This is a genomic window from Paenibacillus sp. FSL L8-0644 (assembly GCF_038008165.1).
Lineage (GTDB): Bacteria > Bacillota > Bacilli > Paenibacillales > Paenibacillaceae > Paenibacillus > Paenibacillus polymyxa_D.
Genome location: NZ_JBBOYN010000001.1, coordinates 652,535 through 675,593, shown reverse-complemented (window position 1 = coordinate 675,593; position 23,059 = coordinate 652,535). Strand labels below are relative to the sequence as shown.

Sequence of the window (23,059 nt, the reverse complement as noted above, 5' to 3'; positions counted from 1 at the left end):
TTGCTATTGAACGATCATGTCCTGTTAGATTATCCAAGCGTTCTATCACCCAATAGGTGTTCCATCAGGTAGTTTGATATCTGGTTTCAATAGAATCACATCCCCCTTTTCGGGTATTCCTCCAAGAACCAATACCTCTGAGTTAAAGCCTGCTATCCGTCGAGGTGGAAAGTTGACTACACCTATAATTTGTTCCCCTATAATATCTTCAGCCACATATCTTTCTGTAATTTGCGCACTCGAAGTTTTTACACCGATATCTTGTCCAAAATCAATTTCAAATTTAATATTTTGCAACTGTAGTATACTTTAAAGATTTTGCCCAAAAATACATTCCCATACCGAATAAAGTCATGATTCCACCTATGAATTGAAATGCAGAAATGATTTCTCCCAAGAATAAGTAGGCGAGAATTATGGCAAGAACAGGCTCTCCAATAATACCAACTGAGACCGATAGTTGCACCCATTGATTTCAACAACAGATTAAAAATATATTGTCCAAAAATAGTTGGGATTACTGCAAGTAACAAGAAATACATCCATTCCAACGAGTCATATTCAATCAAGGAATAATGATTCAACAAATTGTAGACCAGCAAGACGCTGCCACCAATAAAAAAAACAATAACACTATATAAATTTGCATTTATTTTGTGACTTACTTTCTGTCCTGCCAACATATATGCTGAAACCAAAATTGTTCCCAATAAAGATAATCCATCTCCGATCAATGCCTCTCTCGAAATCCCTATGTCTCCCCAAGCAATAATGATTGAACCGACAAGAGCGGCGATCAAACAAAGTATGGTTAATATGTTGGTTCGGTCTCTGAACATAAAGTATGAACCCATCATTACAAATAAAGGCTGTAAGGATAAGATGACCATGGAGCTCGCAACTGAGGTATATACTAAAGATTCCATCCAGAATAAGAAATGTAACCCGAGAAAAAGACCGGCTATGAAAACGGTAATCCAATCTTTTTTGTTCATTTCTAAGGTACGGAACATTTTCCAAGGTACAAAAGGAAGCATTATGAGTACTGACATATACAATCTGTACATCCCAGCCACAGAGGTTGGAGTATCTGAAGATTTGATCATGATGGATGAGATAGAGACAGACAGTATGCTGATTAAAAGCAAAATATACGGATGAAACGGTAACGACGATTGATTTATTTTCACATGTACGCCTCCAAGAGGTCTTATCCAATCGCCTGTGCACAGGATTGTAATGATAAGCCGAAGATCTGGTATAATAATATCACCACTTTTATTTATTTTGTGTAACTATATCTTTAATTTATATAGAAATATCGTCATCAGAAAGGACCTCGCTAAAATGGAAAAACAATTGCATGAGACCATTCTATATCCCGATGTTTCATTTCCATACATCATGTACACCCATACTATTCATGCAAGTAGTCCTGAAGGTAGAGGATTCAACGATCTACATTGGCATGAGGAACTACAAATCACTTTGGTTACCAAAGGGAAGCTAGTAATCCAAGTTAACGGGATTGATCATGAATTAGAAACAGGTCAGGCCATTTTAATTAATAAAGGTGTTCTTCACGTTACTACGCACCTTACACATAACGGCCAATATGTCAGTTTTAATTTTCCGGAGAAGCTGCTGGCCTTTTATGCAGATAGTGCGATGGAAAAAAACTATGTACTGCCTTATACAAACTCTCTCTTATTGTCATTAGTAATCAAAGGAGATGTTGAATGGCAAATTCAAATACTGCAAATGCTTTGGGATATGAAAGAGAAATTTGATATGAAAAAAAACTGGGGATGGGAATATGAGGTTTCTATTAAAACAGTACAATTATGGTTCATCATAATTTCTAACATTTCGCTTTCTTCGGAGGAAGCACCTAAACACATGAAACTGCAACAGGAAAGACTTCAATTGATGCTCAGCTTTATCCATCAAAACTATTCAGACAATATAACACTGCAAGAAATTGCTGAAGTAGCACATTTAAGTATTTCGGAATGCACTCGTAGTTTTAAGAGAACCATTCATATGACACCTTACGACTATTTAATTAAGTACCGTATCAAGAAAAGCAGCGAGTTATTAATTTCAACAGATTCTACAATAACTGAAATAGCCCACAGAGTGGGGTTCAATCATGTAAATCACTTCATTCAGTCTTTTAAAAAACATCATGAAAGAACACCTAAAGATTTCCGGAAATTTAGAAATGAAATCAAGGATTAAGGGCTATTTCTTTTCTGGTTGCGTGATACCGCTCTAATACCAACAGTCACCTATATTCCGTTGTACTTCTCAATCGGCGCGCGACAGCGGCCTAGTTCGTCAATCAATAGATAGCTTAAAATCAACAATAGTTTGCTCAGCCTTGATCTCATAGCCTAAGCCCTCGTAAAGATATACAGCGGCTTGGTTCTCCTTCAATACTCCCAGGTAGATATCTGATGAAAGTGATCTGCCCAGTTTTGTAAGTTGGCTCGTCAAGTGCTTTGCTAGGCCTTTCCCTCTGTGGGTAGGGCTTGTGTATATGTTTCCGAGCTCAACGAGTTTAGAATCATAAAAGTGGAAGCCGCCCACGGCAATAAAATGACCGCATTCCTTTATCCCAAGGAAAGGATATTGTTCGAGTTCGCTCCTCGTAAAAAATTTCATGCCGCCATTTCGTAATAAATCCACTATATCTGAAAGGTCATTTTCCTTAACTAGCTCAGCCCAGTTTGAATCGAGCAGTTTCGATTGATCCATATGCTTCATTGTTAAAAAACGTTGTGGGTTACCCATTATAAGACCATGAGATTGAAAAAGTTGAAGGTCACGATTACAGAGAATTGTACCACAAACAGTATTTTTCTTAAGTTGAATGATTTCCTCAGTAAAAGTAATAAGAGCTGGAAAGTTAAGTTTCTGGCGATTTATGCAATGGAAAGAAAAAGCAGGGAAGGATAGCCCCCAAAAGTATGCTAAGACCGCCGTCAGCTTGTCGTCTATATATTGACCAACAAATTTAGCCTGCTCCTTACGTTGACTTAAATAGCTATAGAATAACAAGTGTTGGTCTCTATTAATCTGGTCAGTTAATTGGCTAATTGTTTCGTAGGTAAGCAATCGATGAGAAATCATTTATTAGTCCCTTTCATTAGTCATACTTTTCCTATGCGTGGAATACCTACTGGCATGATACCACAAATTGAAACTATTCTTCCCGCTTATTCCATATAGCCTTAAAAAATATTGGGTTATACATTTCTATAAAGATAAATTGTTTGCCGCCCGAGTATAAAAATCCATAATTTAAGGATGATTTTTCCCGAAATTCATTGTATGGTTCCTGCCTCGCGTCTAATTTATGATGAAATTAAAGAGAGGTGAGGCACTGAAAAAATTAATGACAAATATTGAAAACGCATACAAATGAAGAAGGAATGTTTAAAAGTGCAAGCTGGTCCTTAATCACCTGTCATCGATTACTTCAAAGTGTACTTAATATGTACACACTTATGAAAGCGTTTTCTGTACGATGCGTTGCAGATTAACTAAGGCGTTAACATCTAATTCAAGGAGTGAGTCATATGCCAGACCCATGGAAAAAAAGGTTTCTCAGTATTCTCAGTTTTGTTCTCTTATCCTTTTTGTTGGTATCTCTCAGTTTAATTCCAAGCCTAGCAAAAGCAGAATCAGCTCACTTGGTCACTGACGGTAGCCCCTTTCCTATAGTCGTCAGCTCCAAAAATGCAATTCTTCAAGGTTACGGGGTAGAAAAACGGGATATACCCTATACCGGCGATACGCTTTATAAAGGCGATGGCTATGTATCCTTCTTTTATGACTATGACCCAAACTCAGGAAAGTCTGACGGGACGGCTACGTTTAAAGTGAACGTGCCTACAGCAGGTCTTTATAGGCTGAGCCTCGGCTACTACATTCCGGCGGACACCGGCTCCAAGGATACCAGCATCAAGGTCAATGGCACAATGGCTGAAAACGTAACGCTGGCTGCTCCTCCGAAAGGTGCGGCGGTGAACGAGAAAATGGTAACTAAGATCATGCTGAATGCTGGCACAAACGAGCTGACTTTTTCAAGAGGCTGGGGATATTACGGGATCGAGTATGTGAAGGTTGAATTCGCCAATCTGCCTGCTGCAATAAGCAAAATGGAAGCCGAAGACGGAGCCATTACTGGTGAGGTCAGCATCGAAGCTGCTGATACGGGATATTCCGGTACCGGTTACGCAGCCTTTAAAGGCACAGGGTCGTTAACCTTTGCCTATAACGCAGCCTCAAGCGGGCTTTACAATCTTGCAATCGGTTACAGTAACCCCAATGGAGACAAAAAGACTCAATTGGTGGTCAATGGCCAGACCAGCGAAACATCACTCCCGACAACAGCAAGCTACACAGAGGTATCTGGCGGTAAACTGATGCTGAGTGCGGGAAACAATACCATACAGTTCAATGTCGATTCGGACCAATATCATATCGACTACGTCAAGCTGTCAGCAGTGTCCCCCCCGAAATTGCATCAGATTGAGAAAAAGCCAGTAAACCCGAATGCGACTGCGGAAACCAAGGCACTTATGGGTTATCTCGTCGATAGTTACGGCAGCAATATTCTTTCCGGTCAGCACACTCTTGAGGATGCCCAGTGGATTAAAGACCAAACTGGAAAGTATCCTGCGATGTTATCAACGGACATGATGGATTATTCCCCCTCTCGCATCGAACATGGCGCCACCTCAACTGAAGTGGAAAAGGCGATTCAATGGGCCAAAGAAGGTGGAATTGTCACATTCGCATGGCACTGGAATGCTCCTAAGGGACTGCATGATATTCCCGGCAAAGAATGGTGGCGCGGGTTTTACAAGGACGCTACTACATTCGACGTTCAATATGCGCTCACTCATCCCGAGTCGGAAGAGTATCAGCTTATCCTAAGGGATATCGATGCTATTGCTGCTCAGTTGAAACGTCTCCAAGACGCTCACGTTCCGGTGCTGTGGAGACCGCTGCACGAGGCGGAGGGCAAATGGTTCTGGTGGGGCGCCCAAGGGCCAGACTCCGCCAAGCAACTGTACCATATCATGTACGACCGCCTAACAAACTACCATCACCTGAACAACCTGATCTGGGTATGGAACTCTGAGAGCCCCGAGTGGTATCCGGGAGACGATGTCGTCGATATTGTAAGTGTGGATATCTACAACCAGGCGGCTAATTATAGCCCAAGTATCGGCAAGTATGACAGCTTGGTGAATCTCGTGCAAGGCAAGAAGCTGGTTGGTCTGTCCGAAAACGGTCCGATTGGCGATCCTGAATTATTTCAAACATATTCAGCGCATTGGCTCTTTTTCACCACATGGACAGGCGACTTCATCCGCAACGGACAATATAACTCCCTGGATCATCTCATAAAAGTGTTCAACAGCGATTACGTGATCACGAGGGATGAGCTTCCCCAAGACCTATTTACTTCGTCCAAGAATGAAGCGGAGTAAATTACTTTAAACGTATCCGTAACTATACCGTCCCATCCAGCGTCGTAAAGTAACGAAGTAGTCTTCCTCTAACAAACAGCGGCCGCCTCTGAAAATAACCAGGGTAGCCGCTGTTTATTTGTACCTCAAATGCTCCATATTTCTATTCTCCCGTTTCGTTAATGTAGCTACTTTTCTAACCAAGAGACCATTATGAAAAAGGACCGTCTCCTCTCCGGCAGGAAAGTGGAAACGGCCCCGTTCTTTTATGCGAAACGAGTTAGTTCGTGGACCACAGCTTAATTCGGTCTTGGATATGCTTGGTAAAGGATTGTTCCATTTCTTGCACTCCAGCTTTCTCTAGTTCTGCCATATAGGCATCCCAAACCTTGTCGAAGTTTTCCGGTTTAGTCATGACAGCTTCCGGAATTCGTTTCCATGTAATATCCTTCATCTTGGCTCCAAGAATAACAGCCGGATCGTCATTGGGAAGAGACATTGTATATGCTGCTCCGTATGCTCTAGGCGGAAATTCCTCTTCCTTCGGGAATAGATCTTTCCAGTGCTCGATCTTATAAGCTTTAAGAACTTCCTTCTCCGACTTATTGTAAGTCGCTGTCAGCAGTTCTGGATAACTACGAGTGAAATAGTTGCCGGTTGAGTCCTCGATGCCATCACCATAATGGACCGACAAGTTCCAATATAGGCCGATTCCAGACTCTTTTTGGAAAGCCGCATTGTCATTGTTTATCCGTTCAAGTACAGCCGGAGTAATCGTCCGTTTGTTGTCTTTCATCGTGTAATGCTTTCCTTCAATTCCCCAGTTATTCAGGACTTGCCCCTCTTCCGATGCTAGAAAGTCGAGAAACTGGATAGCGCGTACCGGATCCTTGCATTTGCTAGAGATTGAGATTCCGTACCCCCCATCAAAACCAGGCAGCCAGAAGTTGGTATCCTTGTACTCCTTGCTCATGGTAACTGGATAATGACCGTAAGTCTGATCGAATTTGCCCTCCGCCTTCAGCGCATTTTGTCCGTCGCCATAGTCCCATTCCGGATCGGCCAGGCCCAGTACGCGACCTGAAGCCACTTTCGCTTTAAACTGGTCAGTCTTTTGCACAAAGCTTTCCGGATCAAGTAATCCAATGGCATTCATGTGATTCAACCAGCGAAAATATTCTTTTTCTTCCGGTCGACGGAAATGATAAGTCGCTTGGTGTGTTTTTTGATCGATGTAGTATTCACCATCGTCTGGTCCCCCAGTTGTTTGGAATCCTGAGTTCGTTACCTGGTACATATGCCAATCGTCCGCATTTAGGGACAGTCCGATATTTTTGTTGCCATTTTCATCCGTCGGATGCTTGGTTAGATAGTCCTTAATGACTTTTTCAAAATCCTGTACCGTACGAATGTCTGGGTATCCCGCTTCCTTGACGACACGGTGTTGGAGTTTAAATCCTACGTCGGGTTTGATTTTTTTCTCTTCGACAGCAGACCAAGTTGGAATCACATAGATTGATGGGTCGTCCAAACTGTACTTTGTTCGAACAAGCTTGTCACCCAGCATTTTTTTGATGTTTGGTGCATGCTTGTCGATCAAATCCGTCAGATCAATGATTGCGCCAGCATCGACAAGTTTGCCAACATCCGCCTTAGCAGCGATTAAATCAGGATAGTTTCCTGTGGCAGCAATCAATGAAATCTTTTGGACCGGGTCACCGACAGCGAATTCAGCATCAAGGGTTACTCCAGTTTTTTCAGCGATGACCTTACCGACTTCATCCTTCATGCCATTCCAATTTGTGCTGGAGTCTTCCGAAAAATAAGTAAGCGTGATGTCACCCGTTGTTACGGCCTTGGTAGCCTCGGACGGATTATTACCGCTGCACCCTGCAAGGGTCGCCACTAAAGTCAGTGACATTACGAAAGATACGATCATTCTGTTTTTTCTTGACTTCATGGAGCGAAACCTCCCTGTATAATGAATGTTTGCTGCTTCGTTTTAGCTTTTTACCGCTCCAAGCGTCATACCTTTAACAAAATACTTTTGTAGAAAAGGATAGACGATAAGAATCGGGACTGTAACAATGATGGTGATTGCCATTTTGACCGATTCCGGAGACACTTGTGCCATACGCTCAGCCATATTGGCAGCATCCTGAGAATTGGTTGCGCTCGTTGTAGTACTCTGCAAAATTTTCATCAATTCATATTGCAGGGTCGTCAACGATTCGTTAGACCCATTAAACAGATAAGTATCGAACCAAGAGTTCCATTGCCCTACTGCCAAGAAGAGCGCTACGGTCGCTAATGCTGGTTTGCAAAGAGGAAGAATAACGCGCCAATATATCGTGAAATCGTTGGCACCATCTAGCTTAGCTGATTCTTGCAACGCATAAGGCAGACCATCAATGAAGGAACGAATAATGAAGACATTAAACGCACTTACAAGGCCGGGTAAAATATAGACGGCAAATGTATCAATCAAATGCAATTCCTTCATCAAGATAAAACCTGGGATTAATCCCCCGGAAACATACATGGTGACGGCAAGAAAGATTGAGATGAACCTTCGAGCTTGAAAGTCACTTCGTGCAAGCGTATACGCAAGCATCGAACCGCTGGCCAAGCCCGCTACGGTGCCAATGACGGTCCGCAGAAAGGATATCTTGAATCCAGTGATTAACCCCTCATAGGTGAAAATCAAATCGTAATTCTTCAACGTAAATTGTCTTGGCCAGATGGTGATTCCCCCTCTAATGGTATCTACCGAATCATTAAAAGAGATAGCCAGTACATTTAAGAACGGATAGATTGTTAGAACGGTTACCACAATCATGAAAAGATAAACAACGACTTCTAAGATTCGATCTTGTGGTGATTTCGCCTTAAGCCAGTTGTTTAATCGGCCGACTGGCGTACTGCTTTTGACAGCCTCCATGTCCTTTATCCTCCCTACATAATACTCTCGTTGGTATAGCGCTTAAAGATTCCGTTAGCCGCAAACAATAGGATCAGGCTTATCACCGAATTAAAGATATTAATTGCCGTTCCGAAAGAGTAACGTCCCATCGCCAGACCATAATTAAGCGCATACAAATCAAGTACTTCAGAGTAATCAATGACCAGGTGATTGCCCAGCAAAAATTGTTTCTCGAATCCCGTACCGAGCAAATGACCAATAGACATAATCAGGAGGATGATAATGGTCGGCCGGATCCCTGGCAGCGTGATATGCCACATTTGCCGGAATCGGCTAGCGCCGTCGACCCGCGCAGCCTCGTATAATTCAGGACCAATACCGGCGATGGCAGCCAGATAAATAATGGCGTTCCAACCTGTTTCCTTCCAGATGTCTCCGAAGGTTACAACCCACCAAAATAATTTACCTTGGGCCATAAACTGGATCGGCTGTTCGATGATGCCTAGACCCATGAACATATCATTCACGACACCGCCATCCGCTGAAAGCATTTTGGTGACAATGCCTGCAGCAACCACCCATGAAACAAAGTGCGGCAGATAAGATACCGTCTGAACAAATCGTTTTATAACCTGGATACGAACCTCGTTGAGCAGTAAAGCAAAGACAACCGGCACGATAAAACCGGCGATCAGTCCCATAAGACTCATAGCCAGCGTGTTCCGCAGCACTTGGTAGAAATGATCATCTCGGAACAAAGTACGAAAATGCTCCAAGCCCACCCACTTTTGCTCAAAAAAACTCAAACCGGGTTTATATTTTTGAAAGGCCATTGTCCAGCCCCATAGCGGCAAATACTGGAAGACAAAAACCCAAATAACAAACGGAATGGACATGTAGTAAAGATACCTCTGGCTTTTAAATACCTTCCAAGCATTCCTCTCCGTCTTTTTGTATGCCTTTTCCGAAACCACTGTTACCGCTTTCATTTTTTTCATCCCCTCTCTTAAAATCCATCATAAAACAGAGAGGAGTCCGGGCCCATACAACGGATTTCGGGAAAAATCATACACAAATTATGGATTTCTATATTCCGACGGTGAACAGCCTTCGTACCTTTTGAATTTGCTGTAAAAGTAGTTGACGCTTGTATAGCCCACACTTTCAGCGACTTTGTATACTTTCATTCCCTGGTCCAGCAGCTCCTTGGCCTTTTGGATGCGGACTCGGTCCAGATAGGTGTTGAAGTACTCCCCAGTCTTGTTCTTGAAAAGCTGGCCTAAATAGGCGGTACTGTAGTTTAGTAGTCCAGCTAGCGTTTCCAGCCTCAGATTGTCCGCATAATGCCTGTGAATGAAATCGATCATTTTTTTGAATTCCTGCTCCTTTCCACGGTGTTCGGAGTCTTTTCCCAATGCTAGTAGGAAACGGTGGGTCTCTTCCAAAAGATCATCTAGGTTATCATGCTGGTATATCCCATTCAAAAAGCGGGAAACTGCTTCCGTCTCTTTCAACTCAATGCAGAAACCCGCGGTCAGCTTGTGAATGACTGCATTGGACAGAAAGAAGAAGGATTCTTTAACAGATTTCTCATCTTGCCCCTGTTTGAGAAAAAATGCTGCCGCCTCTTTCAACAACGATAGTACTATAGCCTGGTTTCCTACCTCCAGACTGTAATACAGGCGGAAGATGAAATCCTCCATCATTTCTTCGGCTTTATTGACGGACAATCGGGGAGAATCCAGCGAGGACGAAAAGAGAGGATACGGATCTATCAGTCGGTTCTTCTCGCTGAAAAAAGCTTGTTTTACTGCTTTCTGGGCCTTAAAAAAAGATTTGCAAATATCTTGGGGAACAGACACTCCCCCTCCGGTTGCAGCAACGAACCGTCCATTACCCACGGCGTTACGAATCTCGTTATACAGACTTTCACGTCGTTTTCTCCCGCGCAGCAGCTCGTTGAGCAGAAGAACCGTATACGGGGGAATCACAGTTACAAGCCCCATCATCTGCCCTTCTATCTTTGGTTTTAACTCAATCGAAAGCCGATTTACCACATCGGCACGATCCACTTCAGAAACACGCGGGTAGACGACTACGACTTCATAGCTGGTCCACAACAAATCCGCTTCTTTTGCCTTACTTCTCAATTTGGCAGGATCCTCAGTTTTCTCTTGCGGGATGAGCAGGCTATGCAGGCAAAAATCACGACTCATAATCTCCCTCTCACGCCACTCTCCTTGAAGTCGCTCCTCTTCAATCCGCTCGCGTATCCGCTTTAAGTTGGCCGACATTTCAGCGACGTCCACCGGTTTAAGGAGATAGCCGACAACCCCGTATTTGATCGCTTGTTTGGCATACTCGAAGTCGGCATATCCACTGAGAATCATAAAATGCAAATGATGACCGTCAGATGTCAAGTGCTCAATCAACTGTAAACCATCCATAACCGGCATGCGGATATCGACAATTACGACATCGGGAGTCTTTTCCTCAATGACTTTCAATGCTTCTTTTCCATTAGCTGCCGCAGCAATAACGGTAAATCCGAGACTTTCCCATGGAATCAGCGTTTGAAGGCCTTGACGAAGCTTCGGTTCATCATCAACGATCACTACCTTAATCATTTGGATTCCCTCCAGGAATGAAAAACTGAATACAAGTGCCTTTCCCAGGCTCGCTCTCGATTTTTAAGGCACTAGAAGCCCCATACAGTAAGACGAGACGATCGTTTACGTTTCGCAATCCAATCCGCTGGACCTCCTGTTCATGTAGGGATGCAGCAAGCTCTTCCCGTACAAGAGCGAGACGATCGGCCGTGAAACCGGCCCCGTTATCACGTACCATAACTCGGACCCCCTCCAGGATTTCCTTTACTTTCACTTCAATGACAGCTCCTTCTGCTCGGTTATCCAGGCCATGCACAATAGAATTCTCCACCAAAGGTTGAATAATCAACGGCGGGACCAACATCTCCTCCAAATTCGGATCAACCGTTAAACGATAATTCAAACGGTCTTCATATCGAAACTTTTGAAGATCAAGATAACAGCTAACCCGCTCAAGTTCTTTGCGTAGCGGAATCTTATCATTACCAGCCTCCAGACTGCTGCGAAGCAACGTGCTCAGCTGCCATACTGCCTCAGCAATATCGTCCTGTTTGCGAATGTGGGCCTCCATTCTGATGGACTCCAACGAATTGAAGAGAAAGTGCGGGTTAATCTGGCTGGCCAGCATTTTAAATTTGATCTCGTTTTGTCTTTGCTCTACGAGATTTTTCTGACGATTCGTTTCTTGGACCTCCTGCACCAAATTGTTCACGCTGCTGACGAGCGCGTTAAATTGCCTTGATAGTATACCGACTTCATCTTTTCCGTCGATATGGAGAAATGTTTCCCATGAGCCCGCGCCAACTTTGGTCATATGTTTGCTCAAGCGGAGAAGCCTTCTGGATAATAGCGAAGCAGAAGCATAGATAAGTAAGACTGCAAACATCAGGCTGGCCGTGATCACGATTCCGCCAAGCCATATCACTTGATTGGCATCGCGGGTGATCTCTGAAACGGAAAAGATAGAAATGACCCGAAGCCCATTCCAGCTGTTCTGTGGAATTAAATTTGCGATAACCACTTTTGATGCTTTTCCGTTGATAAACGTGTTGTAACTTCCTTCCTGATTGAAAAGTATATTTTCGTCGGCATGAATTTCAGAAAGATTCTTCCCGAACAACTCTGCTTCATTGGACGCAACGATCTGATTTCGGTTATCCACGATCAAGGTAGGGAACGATTCCTGCTCTAGGATTGAATTTAATTGGCGCTTGTTTACATTCATGACCAGAACCCCTTTCCGCCCTAGTGAATCCACTGAAAATGAACGAATTAGACTGAGATAATTGGAACCGTCCCTCTCATCCTCGATTAAATTCCATCCGGCCAAGCCTTTCTGCTCTATGGCCTCCTTGTACCAATCTGCGGTTGTGATGCTATCGTCCGGCTGGATAAATTCCCAGTTGTTAAGTGCTCTTGGATTAGAGACATAGACACGGATGCCGGATATCTCTTTGTACAACTGGAGGTAATCACGAATATCCGTATACTCCCGGTATGCATGGATGACTTCGATATCGCTTTCGTACTTTTGACTGGCCACCCTCTTCATCCGATTGTCATTGGTTAGCCGGTACGAGATGTCCAGTGGCACATTAATCAGTTCTTCTGTACGATTTTGCACCCTTTCAACATTGTTGGATACTTGCATAAAGGCGTCCTTAATGACAATATCTCGAAGCTTCCCAGTCAAAAACAGGCCGCATAACAGCAAGGGAAGAACGGCTACCGAAATGAATGTAAGTGTCATCTTCTTCCTCAGTTTCATGTCATTCATCATTCGTATAAAAAACAAGGCTTCCCCCCTCTCAGATCAGTGCGGCTGCTACGCGCAAAATGCCCCTTTTCATATAAAAAGGGGCATAACCTAATCGATTGTTTTTTCTCTTTTGGCAGTTTACTGTTGTACTGATCCTTTAGACCTTGCCGGACCTTATTGCCCGGAGCCTGAACCATCCACTTTCATAGTCTTTCTGTCTGTAGACAAGAGGAAGCCCCAACTTCATAAGCCTATCCCCCCCATGGATAGACTTTTGCCCGCTATTTCCTGACTGAACTTCATATTCGAGTTCTGGATTAAGTCCGTCAAGGCGTAGGGCTCGCCAAGGCGCGTTCGGGACAGCCATCACTTGGAAATAGTAGACGATGGCATCCTCTTGGTCTTCAGAAACAAACATCCAAGCCGACTCGTTATTTTCAAACGGACTCTTTAGGCGATACAAGTCACCCTTCTGTACTAAACCACGAATCTGCTTGTAGACTGCGATTTGGCGTTTGACCGTCTCTTTTTCCTCATCGGTGAATTTCGTGAGATCAAGCTCATATCCAAAATTCCCGGACATGGCTACATCACCTCGAAAATCAAGGGGCGTTATGCGTCCAACTTGATGGTTCGGAACTGCCGAGACATGCGCCCCGGTTGCGCTTACAGGATAGACAAGGCTAGTTCCATATTGAATCTTCAGGCGTTCCGCCGCATCGGTATTATCACTAGTCCAGACTTGAGGCATGTAGTAAAGCATGCCTGGATCAAAGCGTCCTCCGCCACTTGAACAGCTCTCGAAAAGAATATGCGGAAATTCAGTGGTGACGCGCTCCAATAACTCATACAATCCAAGAACATAGCGATGGGCAGTCTCGGATTGGCGTTCCGGCGGCAGAGCAGCGGAACCGATTTCCGTCAGGCAGCGGTTCATATCCCATTTCACGTAAGAAACCGGCACGCTGGAGAAAATGGCAGCCAGCGAATCGTAGATGAAATCGCGCACTTCCTTGCGAGTATAGTCCAGCACTAGTTGCCATCTGGCTTCGCTGCGCCTCCGTCCCGGAACGTGAAGGCACCAGTCTGGATGCTCCCGGTACAACTCACTGTCTGGAGAGATCATCTCTGGCTCAAACCAGAGCCCGAACTCAAGACCCAGCTGATTGATACGTTTCGCGACATCCGCAAGTCCGTCTGGCAGCTTCCGACGATCCTCGTACCAATCGCCAAGAGACGAATTGTCGGAATCTCGTTTTCCGAACCAACCGTCATCTAAGACAAATAGTTCGATGCCTAGCTCAACCCCCTCTTTCGCGATCGATACCAACTTATCTGCATTGAAGTCAAAATAGGTAGCTTCCCAGTTGTTGACCAGAATAGGTCTTTCTTCGTCCCGATATTTCCCTCGGCAAAGTCGAGTCCGATACAAGCGATGATACGTCCGCGACATATCTCCCAGGCCTTGACCGGAGTAAACCATAACGGCTTCTGGCGTTTGGAAACTCTCCCCTGGGCTCAGTAACCACGAAAAGTCAAAGGAGTTCACGCCGATGTTAAACCGTGTGGAGCCAAATGAATCCATTTCCGCTCCCGCCTCAAAGCCCCCGCTGTACACAAGGCTAAACCCGAATGCCTCGCCATGGCTTTCCGTTGTCTCCCGAGTGACCAATGCAGTAAAAGGGTTGAGTTGATGGCTGCTCATGCCCCTTTTACTATCAATTCGGGTTTCACCTTGAAGAATCGGTTTGCGGGTAATATTCCCTTCCCGAGCCCATGCTCCCGAAAGATACATGAATTCCAAATCGCTTTTACCCGAAAAATCGACACTGGCACTTAGTGCACGAAGGAGCCTAAGATTCTTTTCCCCCGCATTACTCAAACGAGCCGAACGAGCGATTACGTTTCGATCCGCGAAAACGGTGTAAAGAAGAACCACTTTAAGACCTGAAAAGGCATCTTTTAATTCCAGTTCCAACGTATCCGCTTCGTCTGCGTTCTCGGTATATACGGCCGGAAGCCCGCTTAATGATGGCTTTCCCTTCACGATCCGGTAACCATCGTACTTCAACTCCGTAATACGAGTTCCATCCTCAAGTTCTACCTGATACGCCGGGGTACGGAAGTCTCCACTCCCATACTGCGGATACTCTTGCGGTAGCCGATCCAATCCAGCCGTCGCAGAAGTGTGAGGCAATAGATCGGCAGTAGATTCGCGATGCTTCAGCCTATCTCCCCAGTATACGTGCACAGGAAATCCATCCACAACCTGAATAATATAACTCATGCCCGATGACTGTAGATGAAACAGCCCCGTTTGCTCTTGAACAATGATACCCATTGGGAAAATAACCCCTCTCTTAGATAATAATCATCGGAGATCCACACCAAAAAGGCACTTAGAAGAATCTTTATGTAGCAGGCATCAACTAAGCTCATATGGTGTAAAGCTTGATAAGATCCAACAATATAGCAGTAGGTTCTACAGAAATCATATATTAATTTTAGATATGAAGTACATGGCATGGTGCTCACTATTTATGTTATAATGCTTGATAATTTACATAAGGAGATTTTACCGTGATAGAGTATTTGCCACGTAGTAAACAGCACTCTGAATTGTATCTAACTCAGTTTGGCATAGAGAAATGCATACCCAGTCACTTTTTTGGACCTGCGATAAGAGATCACTATTTGCTCCATTATGTTTTGGACGGAGAGGGTACCTTCGAGGTTGGCGGGTTCAGTTATCGCTTGCGGAAAGGACAGTGGTTTCTAATCTGCCCGCAAGTCATCACTTATTATCAAGCCGATACCGTAAATCCCTGGTCTTATTGCTGGTTTGGTTTTAACGGGGTACTGGCAGAAACACTCCTCAAGCAAGCAGGCCTAACGATGACGCGTCCAATCCTCAACTTTGAAGGAGACCATTTGATTTATCAGTATTTGCAGCTCATGAACGAATCAAGTGGATGCCATAAAGCTCGGGAAACCAGACTGACCGGTCTGCTATGCCTAATGTTATCGGAGCTTATAGAGTTCGGTCCGGTAACACCTCCTGAACAAAAGGAAAGCCGGGCGGAAATTTACGTGGAAAAAGTGAAGGATTTTATCGAAATGAATTATGCTCAGAAAATCACCATTGAGCACATTGCAAATTTTATCGGACTCAATCGAAGCTATTTATGTTCGTTATTCAAACAACAAGTGAACACAAGCATTCAGGATTATTTGGTTCGCTATAGGATCAACAAAGCATGTGAAATGATGGGAAACGCTGAACTTTCGATCGGTGATATTTCCCGTTCAGTCGGCTATAACGATCCTTTACTCTTCTCGAAAATTTTTAAAAAGATAAAGGGATTCTCCCCCAAACACTATCGAATCGAAACCCATGCTCAAACTCAAGCCGACTACTAACAAAAGAGGTCAACCCGAAAAACTGGCTGACCTCATAAGTTTATTTTGTTGTAGTTTGTCCTTCCAAATAAGAAACCGGCTCTTTAACTTCTACTTTGGTACCGCCAAATTCATCTTTAATGTATTTTTGAGTATCCTCGTTATGATAGAGATCCGCTAACTTTTGCAGCCCTTTGTCATTCGCCTTATCAGATGAAGTCACCAGAACGTTAATATTATTTTTGGTTGCCTGACTGATTTCCTCATGGAACAAGGAATCTTTCAGTACATTCAGGCCCCCTTCTAAAGCAATCGTATTCCCAATCAGCACCAAGCCTACATCTTGAATCACTCGTGGTCCTGTTTTATCATCAATGAGTTCAAATTTCAGATTTTTAGGATTGCTGGTAATATCATTGACTGTACCCAAGGCATCATTAAAGTCAGCCTTAAGCTTAATTAAACCGGAGGCTTCCAATAACTTTAAACCTCTTGCTGTATTGGCCGGGTTATCTGCCAAAGCTACCAGAGCCCCGTCGGTCACTTCATCAATACTTTTGAATTTTTGTGAATAAATCCCCATCGGCTCCAGATAGGTTGTGGCTATCGCCTTCAAATCGGCTTTGCTCTCTTTGTTATAGCTAACCAGGTACGCCCATGATTGGAATGCATTCACGTCTACTTCGCCTTCTTTGGTTGCATTGTTCGTTTCGATTCCACCGTTAATTTCTTTCACTTCAATGTCCAGCTTGGCATCCTTGGCGGCCTGGGACTGGGCAATATGCTTCCATATCTGGGCGTCAGAGCCCATGGATCCGATGACTACTTTTTGCGTTTCCGAACCGGAAGCGGCGCCGGAGCCATTGCTGTCCGAACTTTTAGTACCACATCCTGCGGCAATTAATAATAAACTAATCCCTAATAGTAAAACGAACGATTTTCTCATGTTGTTTTCCCCCAGATCATGCTAGTATGCTAGTGCATCGTCATTCCACCTGTAACATTAATCGCTTGTCCTGTCATGTATGCAGAGAGCGGACTTGCCAGAAACAGCACTACATTGGCAACATCCTCCACCTCGGCCGTTCTCCCCAAAGGGACCTGTGAACAATCTTCTTCGTATATTTCTTGAGCGGTCATTCCGCGAATGACGCCTCCTTCAATCCGTTCACGATGCTTCATCGGCGTTTCTACAATGCCAGGGCAGACCGCATTTACCAAAATATTTTGCCGGGCAAGCTCAATGGCCATCACCTTGGTCAAGCCGAGAACCGCATGTTTGGAAGCACAATATCCGCCCATCGCCCGATATCCATTTTTTCCAGCCTGCGAAGCCATTTGAATAATTCGTCCTGCTTTACGAGCAGCCACCATTTCTTTGGCAAAACGTTTGGACGTTACATATAATCCGGTTGAATTGATCGAAAATACTTTCTCCCAATCAGCCAACTCACTATCAATGACATAATCCATCGTAGAAGTACCCGCGCAGTTCACCAATATATCAGGAACTCCCGCTTCGCTGATTAGTAAATCGCACCATCTTTCGATATCATCCGGTTTGGATATGTCCAATTGAGTTTCAACCAACTGTGGATTGACCACTCTATACGGCTCTTCATAAGAGATATCAGCAGAAATCACTTTAGCTCCGCTTTGAATGAAAAGCTCTACAATTCCCTTGCCTATGCCTGACTTACCGCCTGTCACTACCGCTGTCTGATGAGATAGGTCAATCGAAATCATAGATTTTACAATACTCTTTCGAAAGGATCGCGGCTAATGCCTGCTTCCAATACAATTTTCACATATTCCTGCGCAGAGAAAAGGGAGTGGTCCTTGTAGTTCCCACATTCCAAAGCAGTAACAGCCGGGACCTCTGTCGTTTCCAGAATTCTTTTCAAGGTTTTTTCCAAAGCGAGTGCAATTTCCTCAGGCTCATGTTCATTCCATAAAATCAAGTAGAACCCCGTTCTGCATCCCATAGGAGAGATATCAATAATTCCTTTGATTTCATCTCTCAGATACGTGGCTAATAAGTGCTCCAGCGTATGTACAGCTGCTGTCGGAAGTGCATCTTCATTGGGTTGCAAAAATCTCAAGTCATACTTTTGTACTGTGCTTCCTTTTTCGTCATGCTCTACTCCCGCTGCTCTTACATAAGGAGCCTTTACAATCGTGTGATCTAATTGAAAACTTTCTACTTTTGCCATTTTTCTTTTCCTCTTTTCTGTAATTTATATTTTTAATCTAATGATGGATACTCTACATTTGTGATTTTTTTCAAAGAATTAAATGCTCCAAATCAGCATTTTTGTAATTATACATCGGATTACTCGGTTTTACCACTATAATTCTTGTCGTATTTCTTTTTTTCTTTGTCCGTCTCTCCTTTGCCTGTAGGTTTTGACATAGTGTACAATGTATACGATAATGCATTTTTACGAAAAAGATCGAGGACATCATAAGCCTCATTTAGGAGAATGCTCTGTGAATGAACCGGATTGGAAGCACCTGAATGCTGTCCCATTACCCTTGCAGGAATTTCAGCTACAGCTGGATCAAAACAGTGTTGACGCCAAGCAACTAGAGGAGTGGAGAAAGATTCCCGTCCTTTATCAGCTGGCTCTGGAAGAATTAAAGAATAAAATTAAGCTGATCCAGACGGAATGGAAGCTGTTAGACGGTTTTAGCCCGATTGAACATATTAAAACCCGAATCAAAGAGCCCCACAGCATCGTGGAAAAGGTTCGGCGCAAAGGGCATGAAGTGACCTTGGACAATATATTGCGTGAAATTCATGATATCGCGGGGATGCGTGTGGTATGCGCCTTTGTGAAAGATATTTATCGTCTGATGGATCATCTACACACTCGGGAAGACATTCGTATTCTGGAGGTCAAGGACTATATAGCCCATCCTAAGCCCAACGGCTATCAGAGCCTGCATGTCATTGTGGAAATTCCACTGATCCTGTTTGAGGGCACACGTTGGATCAAGGTTGAAATTCAATTGCGTACATTGGCTATGGATTTCTGGGCCAGTATGGAGCATATTTTGTATTATAAGTTCGATAAGAAAGTGCCTGAACATGTCGTTAATGGATTGACCGAAGCCGCACGTGCAACCTACGAGCTGGATCAGAAAATGCTGAAGTTGCGCGGCGAAATTTTATCGCTTAGCGAGGAACAGGATGCGGAAGAAACCCCGGAGAAACCATCCGAAGAGTCGTCCATGAAGACACTCTCCCTCCCCGCAGATCACGCCACTTCACGGCCACAAACCTGCTAAGTTTTTGTGTGTAAGATAACTTAAGAATTCCGTCGAGGCTGCAAAAACGTTGGTTCAGTCTTACGCTGAATTCTGTAATGTACAAAAAAAGAGCCATCAAAACCACGTTCATCATGGTTTTGATGGCTCTTTTACACATTTTTTCGATCAAATATTACTGTTTCTCACGGATTTCTGTGCTGATTTTCTCAACGATGTCCGCAATGCTGAGTGATCCCAGATCGCCTTCGCCGCGTTTACGAACCGCTACAGTACCGGTTGTTTTTTCATTTTCCCCGATAACGAACATATATGGAACCTTCTCTAGTTGCGCCTCGCGGATTTTATAACCAAGCTTCTCATTGCGAGTATCCACTTCGACGCGCAGACCCGCTTTCAGCAACGCATCCTGTATCTCATTAGCAGTCTCGATATAGTTCTCGGATACTGGCAACAGCTTCGCATGAACAGGAGCCAACCATAATGGGAATGCACCTGTAAAATGCTCAGTCAGGATGCCCATGAAGCGGTCAATTGAACCGTAGATGGCACGGTGAATAACGACTGGGCGGTGCTTTTGGTTGTCCTCGCCCACATAAGTGAGGTCGAATTTTTCAGGCATTTGGAAGTCCAATTGGATCGTTCCGCACTGCCAGCTGCGTTTGAGCGCATCGAGAATGTGGAAGTCAATTTTTGGACCGTAAAATGCTCCATCTCCCGCATTAATACGGTAGTTGATGCCCAGGTGATCCAGCACGTTTTGCAGAGCTTGTTCCGCTTGATCCCACAGTGCTGGCTCGCCCATAAAGTCATCTGGACGTGTGGACAATTCCACTGTGAAGTCAAAGCCAAACACACTATACATTTCGTTAATCAGCTTAATTACGTCTGAAATCTCTTGTTCAATCTGACCTGGTGTGACAAAAATATGCGCATCATCCTGACAGAATGTACGAACACGCATCATACCGTTCAACGCACCGGACAGCTCATGGCGATGCACTTGTCCAAATTCGGCTATACGAATTGGCAGATCGCGATAAGAATGAAGCTCATTTTTAAACACAAGCATATGCCCTGGGCAGTTCATCGGTTTCAGAGCAAATGTAGTTTCATCCACTTCGGAGAAGTACATGTTTTCCTTGTAATGCTCATAGTGTCCCGATTGTTCCCACAGCCGGTTGTTCATCATCAGCGGTGTACGTACTTCCTCATAGCCATGCAGACGTTGAATGTCACGGGAGTAATCTTCCAATGCAGTGCGGACAACCATACCTTTAGGCAGGTAGAACGGCATACCCGGTGCTTCTTCGGAGAACATGAACAGTTCCAACTCTTTACCCAACTTGCGATGGTCACGTTTTTTTGCTTCCTCCAGCAAATGCAGGTGCTCATCCAGTTGTGCTTTTTTCGGGAATGCTGTTCCGTAGATACGTTGCAGCATCTTGTTGTTGGAATCGCCTCTCCAGTATGCACCCGCTACACTCAACAGTTTAAAAGCTTTGATGCGGCCAGTAGATGGCAAATGCGGGCCACGACACAGGTCAAAAAATTCGCCTTGGTCATAGATCGTAATTTCCGCTTCTTCCGGCAAATCACGAATCAGTTCCAGCTTCAGTGGGTCTTCCAACTCTCCAAAAATACGAGTGGCTTCCTCACGGCTGACCACACGACGTGTAATCGGCAGATTTTCCTGTGCGATCTTCGTCATTTCCTTCTCAATCTTGGCCAAGTCGTCAACGGACAAGGGGTTTTCGATATCAATGTCATAGTAGAAGCCGCTGTCGATGACCGGACCGATACCCAGCTTCACATTTTTCTCACCGTAAATGCGTTTGAGCGCCTGTGCCAGCAAATGCGCTGTACTGTGGCGATAAATTTCCAGACCGTCTGCACCGTCCAGCGTAATGATTTCAAGGTCAACGTTCTGGTCCAAAACGGTGTTCAGGTCTACAGCCTTCCCATTCACTTTACCTGCTACGGCGTTCTTTTTCAGCCCGGAGCTGATCGAACCCGCCACATCGGCGATCGTTACGCCCTGCTCGTACTCGCGTACGGCTCCATCCGGCAATTTCACTTGAATACTCACGATTAAAGCCTCCATTCAAATTGTGTGCTATATCAAAAATTGAACGCAAAAAAACGCCTCTCTCCCTCAAGGGACGAGTGCGTTCAGCTCGTGGTTCCACCCTAGTTCGGCCCGCTCCTGTGCGTACATTCATGTTCATTGGAACATGCTCATGCACACATGCGTGACCCTCCATTGGTATCCGTTAACGGGGATAAAGCGGTAGGCGCTTACTAATGTCACTGCCAGATTGCACAGCTACATGTTCAACGTCACGGCTACAAAGGGGTAACTTCACATGCGGTTGCCGGAAAAGCTCTCAGCCTCGTCTTTTCTCTCTGAACGGCCCTTCAAGGAAATCATGTCTTTGGTCAATGCCTTGAATATCACTATATGCTACAGCATTATAGATCAAATTCGCAGGTATTTCAAGTGGGCGTTTATGTATCCATATTTACACAGCTCTGAAAACACTATAATATACACTTATCTAGACGATACCGTACAGAAAGGGAGAAGGAGAGATGCCTAGAATTATTGTCACAGAAGAACAATGGATTCAGAAAGGAATCGAACGTTTTGAACAGGGTGGAATTGATCAACTCGTAGTTGAAAAAATGGCCGTTTCTTTGGGGTGCAGTAAGAGCAGTTTTTATTGGTATTTTAACAATCGCAGCAGCTACATTAGACAGATTGTGGAGACATGGAAGGAACAAACGACACAACAGGTGATTGCAGCGTCCATCATCCATGCTGCTGCAGATGAGCGGATCAAAGAGTTGTTAACCCAGATGTTCGGGAAGACGAAACGAGGAGATTTTCTGTTTTATCTGCGAAAACTGTCATTGAAGGATGATAGTTACCGTTCCTTGCTCGATGAAGTTGAACAGATGAGAATGGAGTTTATGAAAGAGCTTTTAATACAGAAGGGAATGCAACCAGAGAAAGCCTTTCAGAGATCATGGATGTTGTACCATTACTACTTAGGCTGGTATGAGCGTCACAAGCAAGAGACATTAAGTGACGAAGCCATTCAACAGCATATTCACATGATTTGGACAGAGTGGATTTCGAATGAACCCAATTAAGGAGGATGTGGGATGTTGGAATTACTTACATGGGGAGTTGGCGGAATTCTATGGGTACTGAGCGGCATGCATTTATATTGGGTATTCGGCGGACAAAAAGGCGCTAAGGCAGCGATCCCAAGCACGGGAACGGATTTACTCTTTAACCCCTCCAAGATAGGGACATCAATTGTTGCCATCTTACTAGCTTTAGCCGCTTGGTTCGTCCTAGAACTAGGTGGAGTAACACAATTCCTGTTTTTCAGGCCCTTTCATTCCTACGGTGCAGGCTTGTTGTCGTGCGTATTTATTTTACGTTCTATAGGAGATTTCAAATGGGTAGGGTTCTGCAAGAGAAAGAAAGGAACCGTTTTTGCAAAATGGGACACTATGCTCTACTCGCCCCTTTGTTTTCTCTTGGGAACAGCCATTTTAATCATTATGTTTTTGCGTACGGCATAGCTTAAAGCTGACCTCT

General features: G+C 44.3%; 17 protein-coding genes and 2 pseudogenes. 6 read left to right on the top strand and 13 right to left on the bottom strand.

The window, feature by feature from the left end; translation table 11 throughout:
• Positions 1 to 45: 45 nt before the first annotated feature.
• Both NSS94_RS03100 and NSS94_RS03095 read right to left on the bottom strand, forming a co-directional pair.
• A pseudogene (locus tag NSS94_RS03100) lies at positions 46 to 288 on the bottom strand (tRNA-binding protein); the annotation flags it as partial.
• Positions 284 to 1,190 (bottom strand): annotated as a pseudogene (locus NSS94_RS03095) (DMT family transporter). The pseudogenes NSS94_RS03100 and NSS94_RS03095, both read right to left, overlap by 5 nt.
• Positions 1,191 to 1,347: 157 nt before the next feature.
• Between NSS94_RS03095 and NSS94_RS03090 the strand changes: the two are divergent.
• Entirely contained in the window at positions 1,348 to 2,241 is an 894-nt protein-coding gene (locus NSS94_RS03090) for an AraC family transcriptional regulator (protein ID WP_318627621.1), read from the top strand.
• Positions 2,242 to 2,340: 99 nt separating this feature from the next.
• On the opposite strand, the gene NSS94_RS03085 is transcribed toward NSS94_RS03090, so the two are convergent.
• Positions 2,341 to 3,135 carry a GNAT family N-acetyltransferase gene (locus NSS94_RS03085; RefSeq protein WP_318627622.1) on the bottom strand — a complete coding sequence of 265 codons (795 nt, stop codon included), beginning with the start codon at positions 3,133 to 3,135 and terminating at the stop codon, positions 2,341 to 2,343.
• Between the two features lie 449 nt (positions 3,136 to 3,584).
• Here NSS94_RS03085 and NSS94_RS03080 point away from each other — a divergent pair, with 449 nt between their 5' ends.
• Positions 3,585 to 5,507, top strand: coding sequence for a glycosyl hydrolase (locus tag NSS94_RS03080; protein ID WP_318627623.1), 1,923 nt, complete (start codon positions 3,585 to 3,587; stop codon positions 5,505 to 5,507).
• A gap of 259 nt (positions 5,508 to 5,766) precedes the next feature.
• Here NSS94_RS03080 and NSS94_RS03075 read toward each other — a convergent pair whose 3' ends face one another.
• The 6 genes from NSS94_RS03075 to NSS94_RS03050 all read right to left on the bottom strand — a co-directional run bounded on the left by NSS94_RS03075 (position 5,767) and on the right by NSS94_RS03050 (position 15,118).
• On the bottom strand, positions 5,767 to 7,446 hold the full coding sequence (locus NSS94_RS03075; protein WP_318627624.1) for an ABC transporter substrate-binding protein: 1,680 nt from the start codon (positions 7,444 to 7,446) through the stop codon (positions 5,767 to 5,769).
• Between the two features lie 42 nt (positions 7,447 to 7,488).
• Entirely contained in the window at positions 7,489 to 8,427 is a 939-nt protein-coding gene (locus NSS94_RS03070) for a carbohydrate ABC transporter permease (protein ID WP_029515959.1), read from the bottom strand.
• A 14-nt stretch (positions 8,428 to 8,441) separates the two neighbouring features.
• The gene (locus NSS94_RS03065; RefSeq protein WP_029515960.1) at positions 8,442 to 9,398 is read right to left on the bottom strand and encodes an ABC transporter permease; all 957 of its coding nucleotides are present in this window, start codon (positions 9,396 to 9,398) and stop codon (positions 8,442 to 8,444) included.
• An 87-nt stretch (positions 9,399 to 9,485) separates the two neighbouring features.
• Complete coding sequence (locus tag NSS94_RS03060) at positions 9,486 to 11,036, bottom strand: response regulator transcription factor (protein WP_341038629.1); 1,551 nt, start codon at positions 11,034 to 11,036, stop codon at positions 9,486 to 9,488.
• Positions 11,029 to 12,813: a sensor histidine kinase gene (locus NSS94_RS03055; RefSeq protein ID WP_341038627.1), complete on the bottom strand. Its 1,785-nt coding sequence runs from the start codon at positions 12,811 to 12,813 to the stop codon at positions 11,029 to 11,031. Before NSS94_RS03055 ends, NSS94_RS03060 begins: the two co-directional genes overlap by 8 nt.
• A gap of 121 nt (positions 12,814 to 12,934) precedes the next feature.
• The gene (locus NSS94_RS03050) at positions 12,935 to 15,118 is read right to left on the bottom strand and encodes an alpha-galactosidase (RefSeq protein WP_341038626.1); all 2,184 of its coding nucleotides are present in this window, start codon (positions 15,116 to 15,118) and stop codon (positions 12,935 to 12,937) included.
• 239 nt (positions 15,119 to 15,357) lie between these two features.
• Here NSS94_RS03050 and NSS94_RS03045 point away from each other — a divergent pair, with 239 nt between their 5' ends.
• Complete coding sequence (locus tag NSS94_RS03045) at positions 15,358 to 16,197, top strand: AraC family transcriptional regulator (RefSeq protein ID WP_039270387.1); 840 nt, start codon at positions 15,358 to 15,360, stop codon at positions 16,195 to 16,197.
• A 40-nt stretch (positions 16,198 to 16,237) separates the two neighbouring features.
• On the opposite strand, the gene NSS94_RS03040 is transcribed toward NSS94_RS03045, so the two are convergent.
• The 3 genes from NSS94_RS03040 to NSS94_RS03030 are packed head-to-tail and all read right to left on the bottom strand — an operon-like array spanning position 16,238 to position 18,389.
• Positions 16,238 to 17,122 carry a MetQ/NlpA family ABC transporter substrate-binding protein gene (locus tag NSS94_RS03040; protein ID WP_341038624.1) on the bottom strand — a complete coding sequence of 295 codons (885 nt, stop codon included), beginning with the start codon at positions 17,120 to 17,122 and terminating at the stop codon, positions 16,238 to 16,240.
• Positions 17,123 to 17,151: 29 nt separating this feature from the next.
• The gene (locus tag NSS94_RS03035; RefSeq protein ID WP_029515966.1) at positions 17,152 to 17,922 is read right to left on the bottom strand and encodes an SDR family NAD(P)-dependent oxidoreductase; all 771 of its coding nucleotides are present in this window, start codon (positions 17,920 to 17,922) and stop codon (positions 17,152 to 17,154) included.
• Positions 17,923 to 17,927: 5 nt separating this feature from the next.
• The gene (locus NSS94_RS03030; RefSeq protein WP_029515967.1) at positions 17,928 to 18,389 is read right to left on the bottom strand and encodes an S-ribosylhomocysteine lyase; all 462 of its coding nucleotides are present in this window, start codon (positions 18,387 to 18,389) and stop codon (positions 17,928 to 17,930) included.
• Between the two features lie 277 nt (positions 18,390 to 18,666).
• Between NSS94_RS03030 and NSS94_RS03025 the strand changes: the two genes are divergently transcribed.
• The gene (locus tag NSS94_RS03025) at positions 18,667 to 19,467 is read left to right on the top strand and encodes a GTP pyrophosphokinase (RefSeq protein WP_029515968.1); all 801 of its coding nucleotides are present in this window, start codon (positions 18,667 to 18,669) and stop codon (positions 19,465 to 19,467) included.
• Positions 19,468 to 19,621: 154 nt separating this feature from the next.
• Here NSS94_RS03025 and thrS read toward each other — a convergent pair whose 3' ends face one another.
• The gene (gene thrS / locus NSS94_RS03020) at positions 19,622 to 21,535 is read right to left on the bottom strand and encodes a threonine--tRNA ligase (protein ID WP_029515969.1); all 1,914 of its coding nucleotides are present in this window, start codon (positions 21,533 to 21,535) and stop codon (positions 19,622 to 19,624) included.
• Between the two features lie 503 nt (positions 21,536 to 22,038).
• Between thrS and NSS94_RS03015 the strand changes: the two genes are divergently transcribed.
• Both NSS94_RS03015 and NSS94_RS03010 read left to right on the top strand, forming a co-directional pair.
• Positions 22,039 to 22,602 (top strand): TetR/AcrR family transcriptional regulator, encoded by a 564-nt coding sequence (locus NSS94_RS03015; RefSeq protein ID WP_341038623.1) that lies wholly within the window; start codon positions 22,039 to 22,041, stop codon positions 22,600 to 22,602.
• A gap of 12 nt (positions 22,603 to 22,614) precedes the next feature.
• A complete protein-coding gene (locus NSS94_RS03010; protein ID WP_341038621.1) occupies positions 22,615 to 23,043 on the top strand; it encodes a DUF3995 domain-containing protein in 429 nt (142 codons plus the stop codon).
• The last annotated feature ends 16 nt before the right edge of the window (positions 23,044 to 23,059 follow it).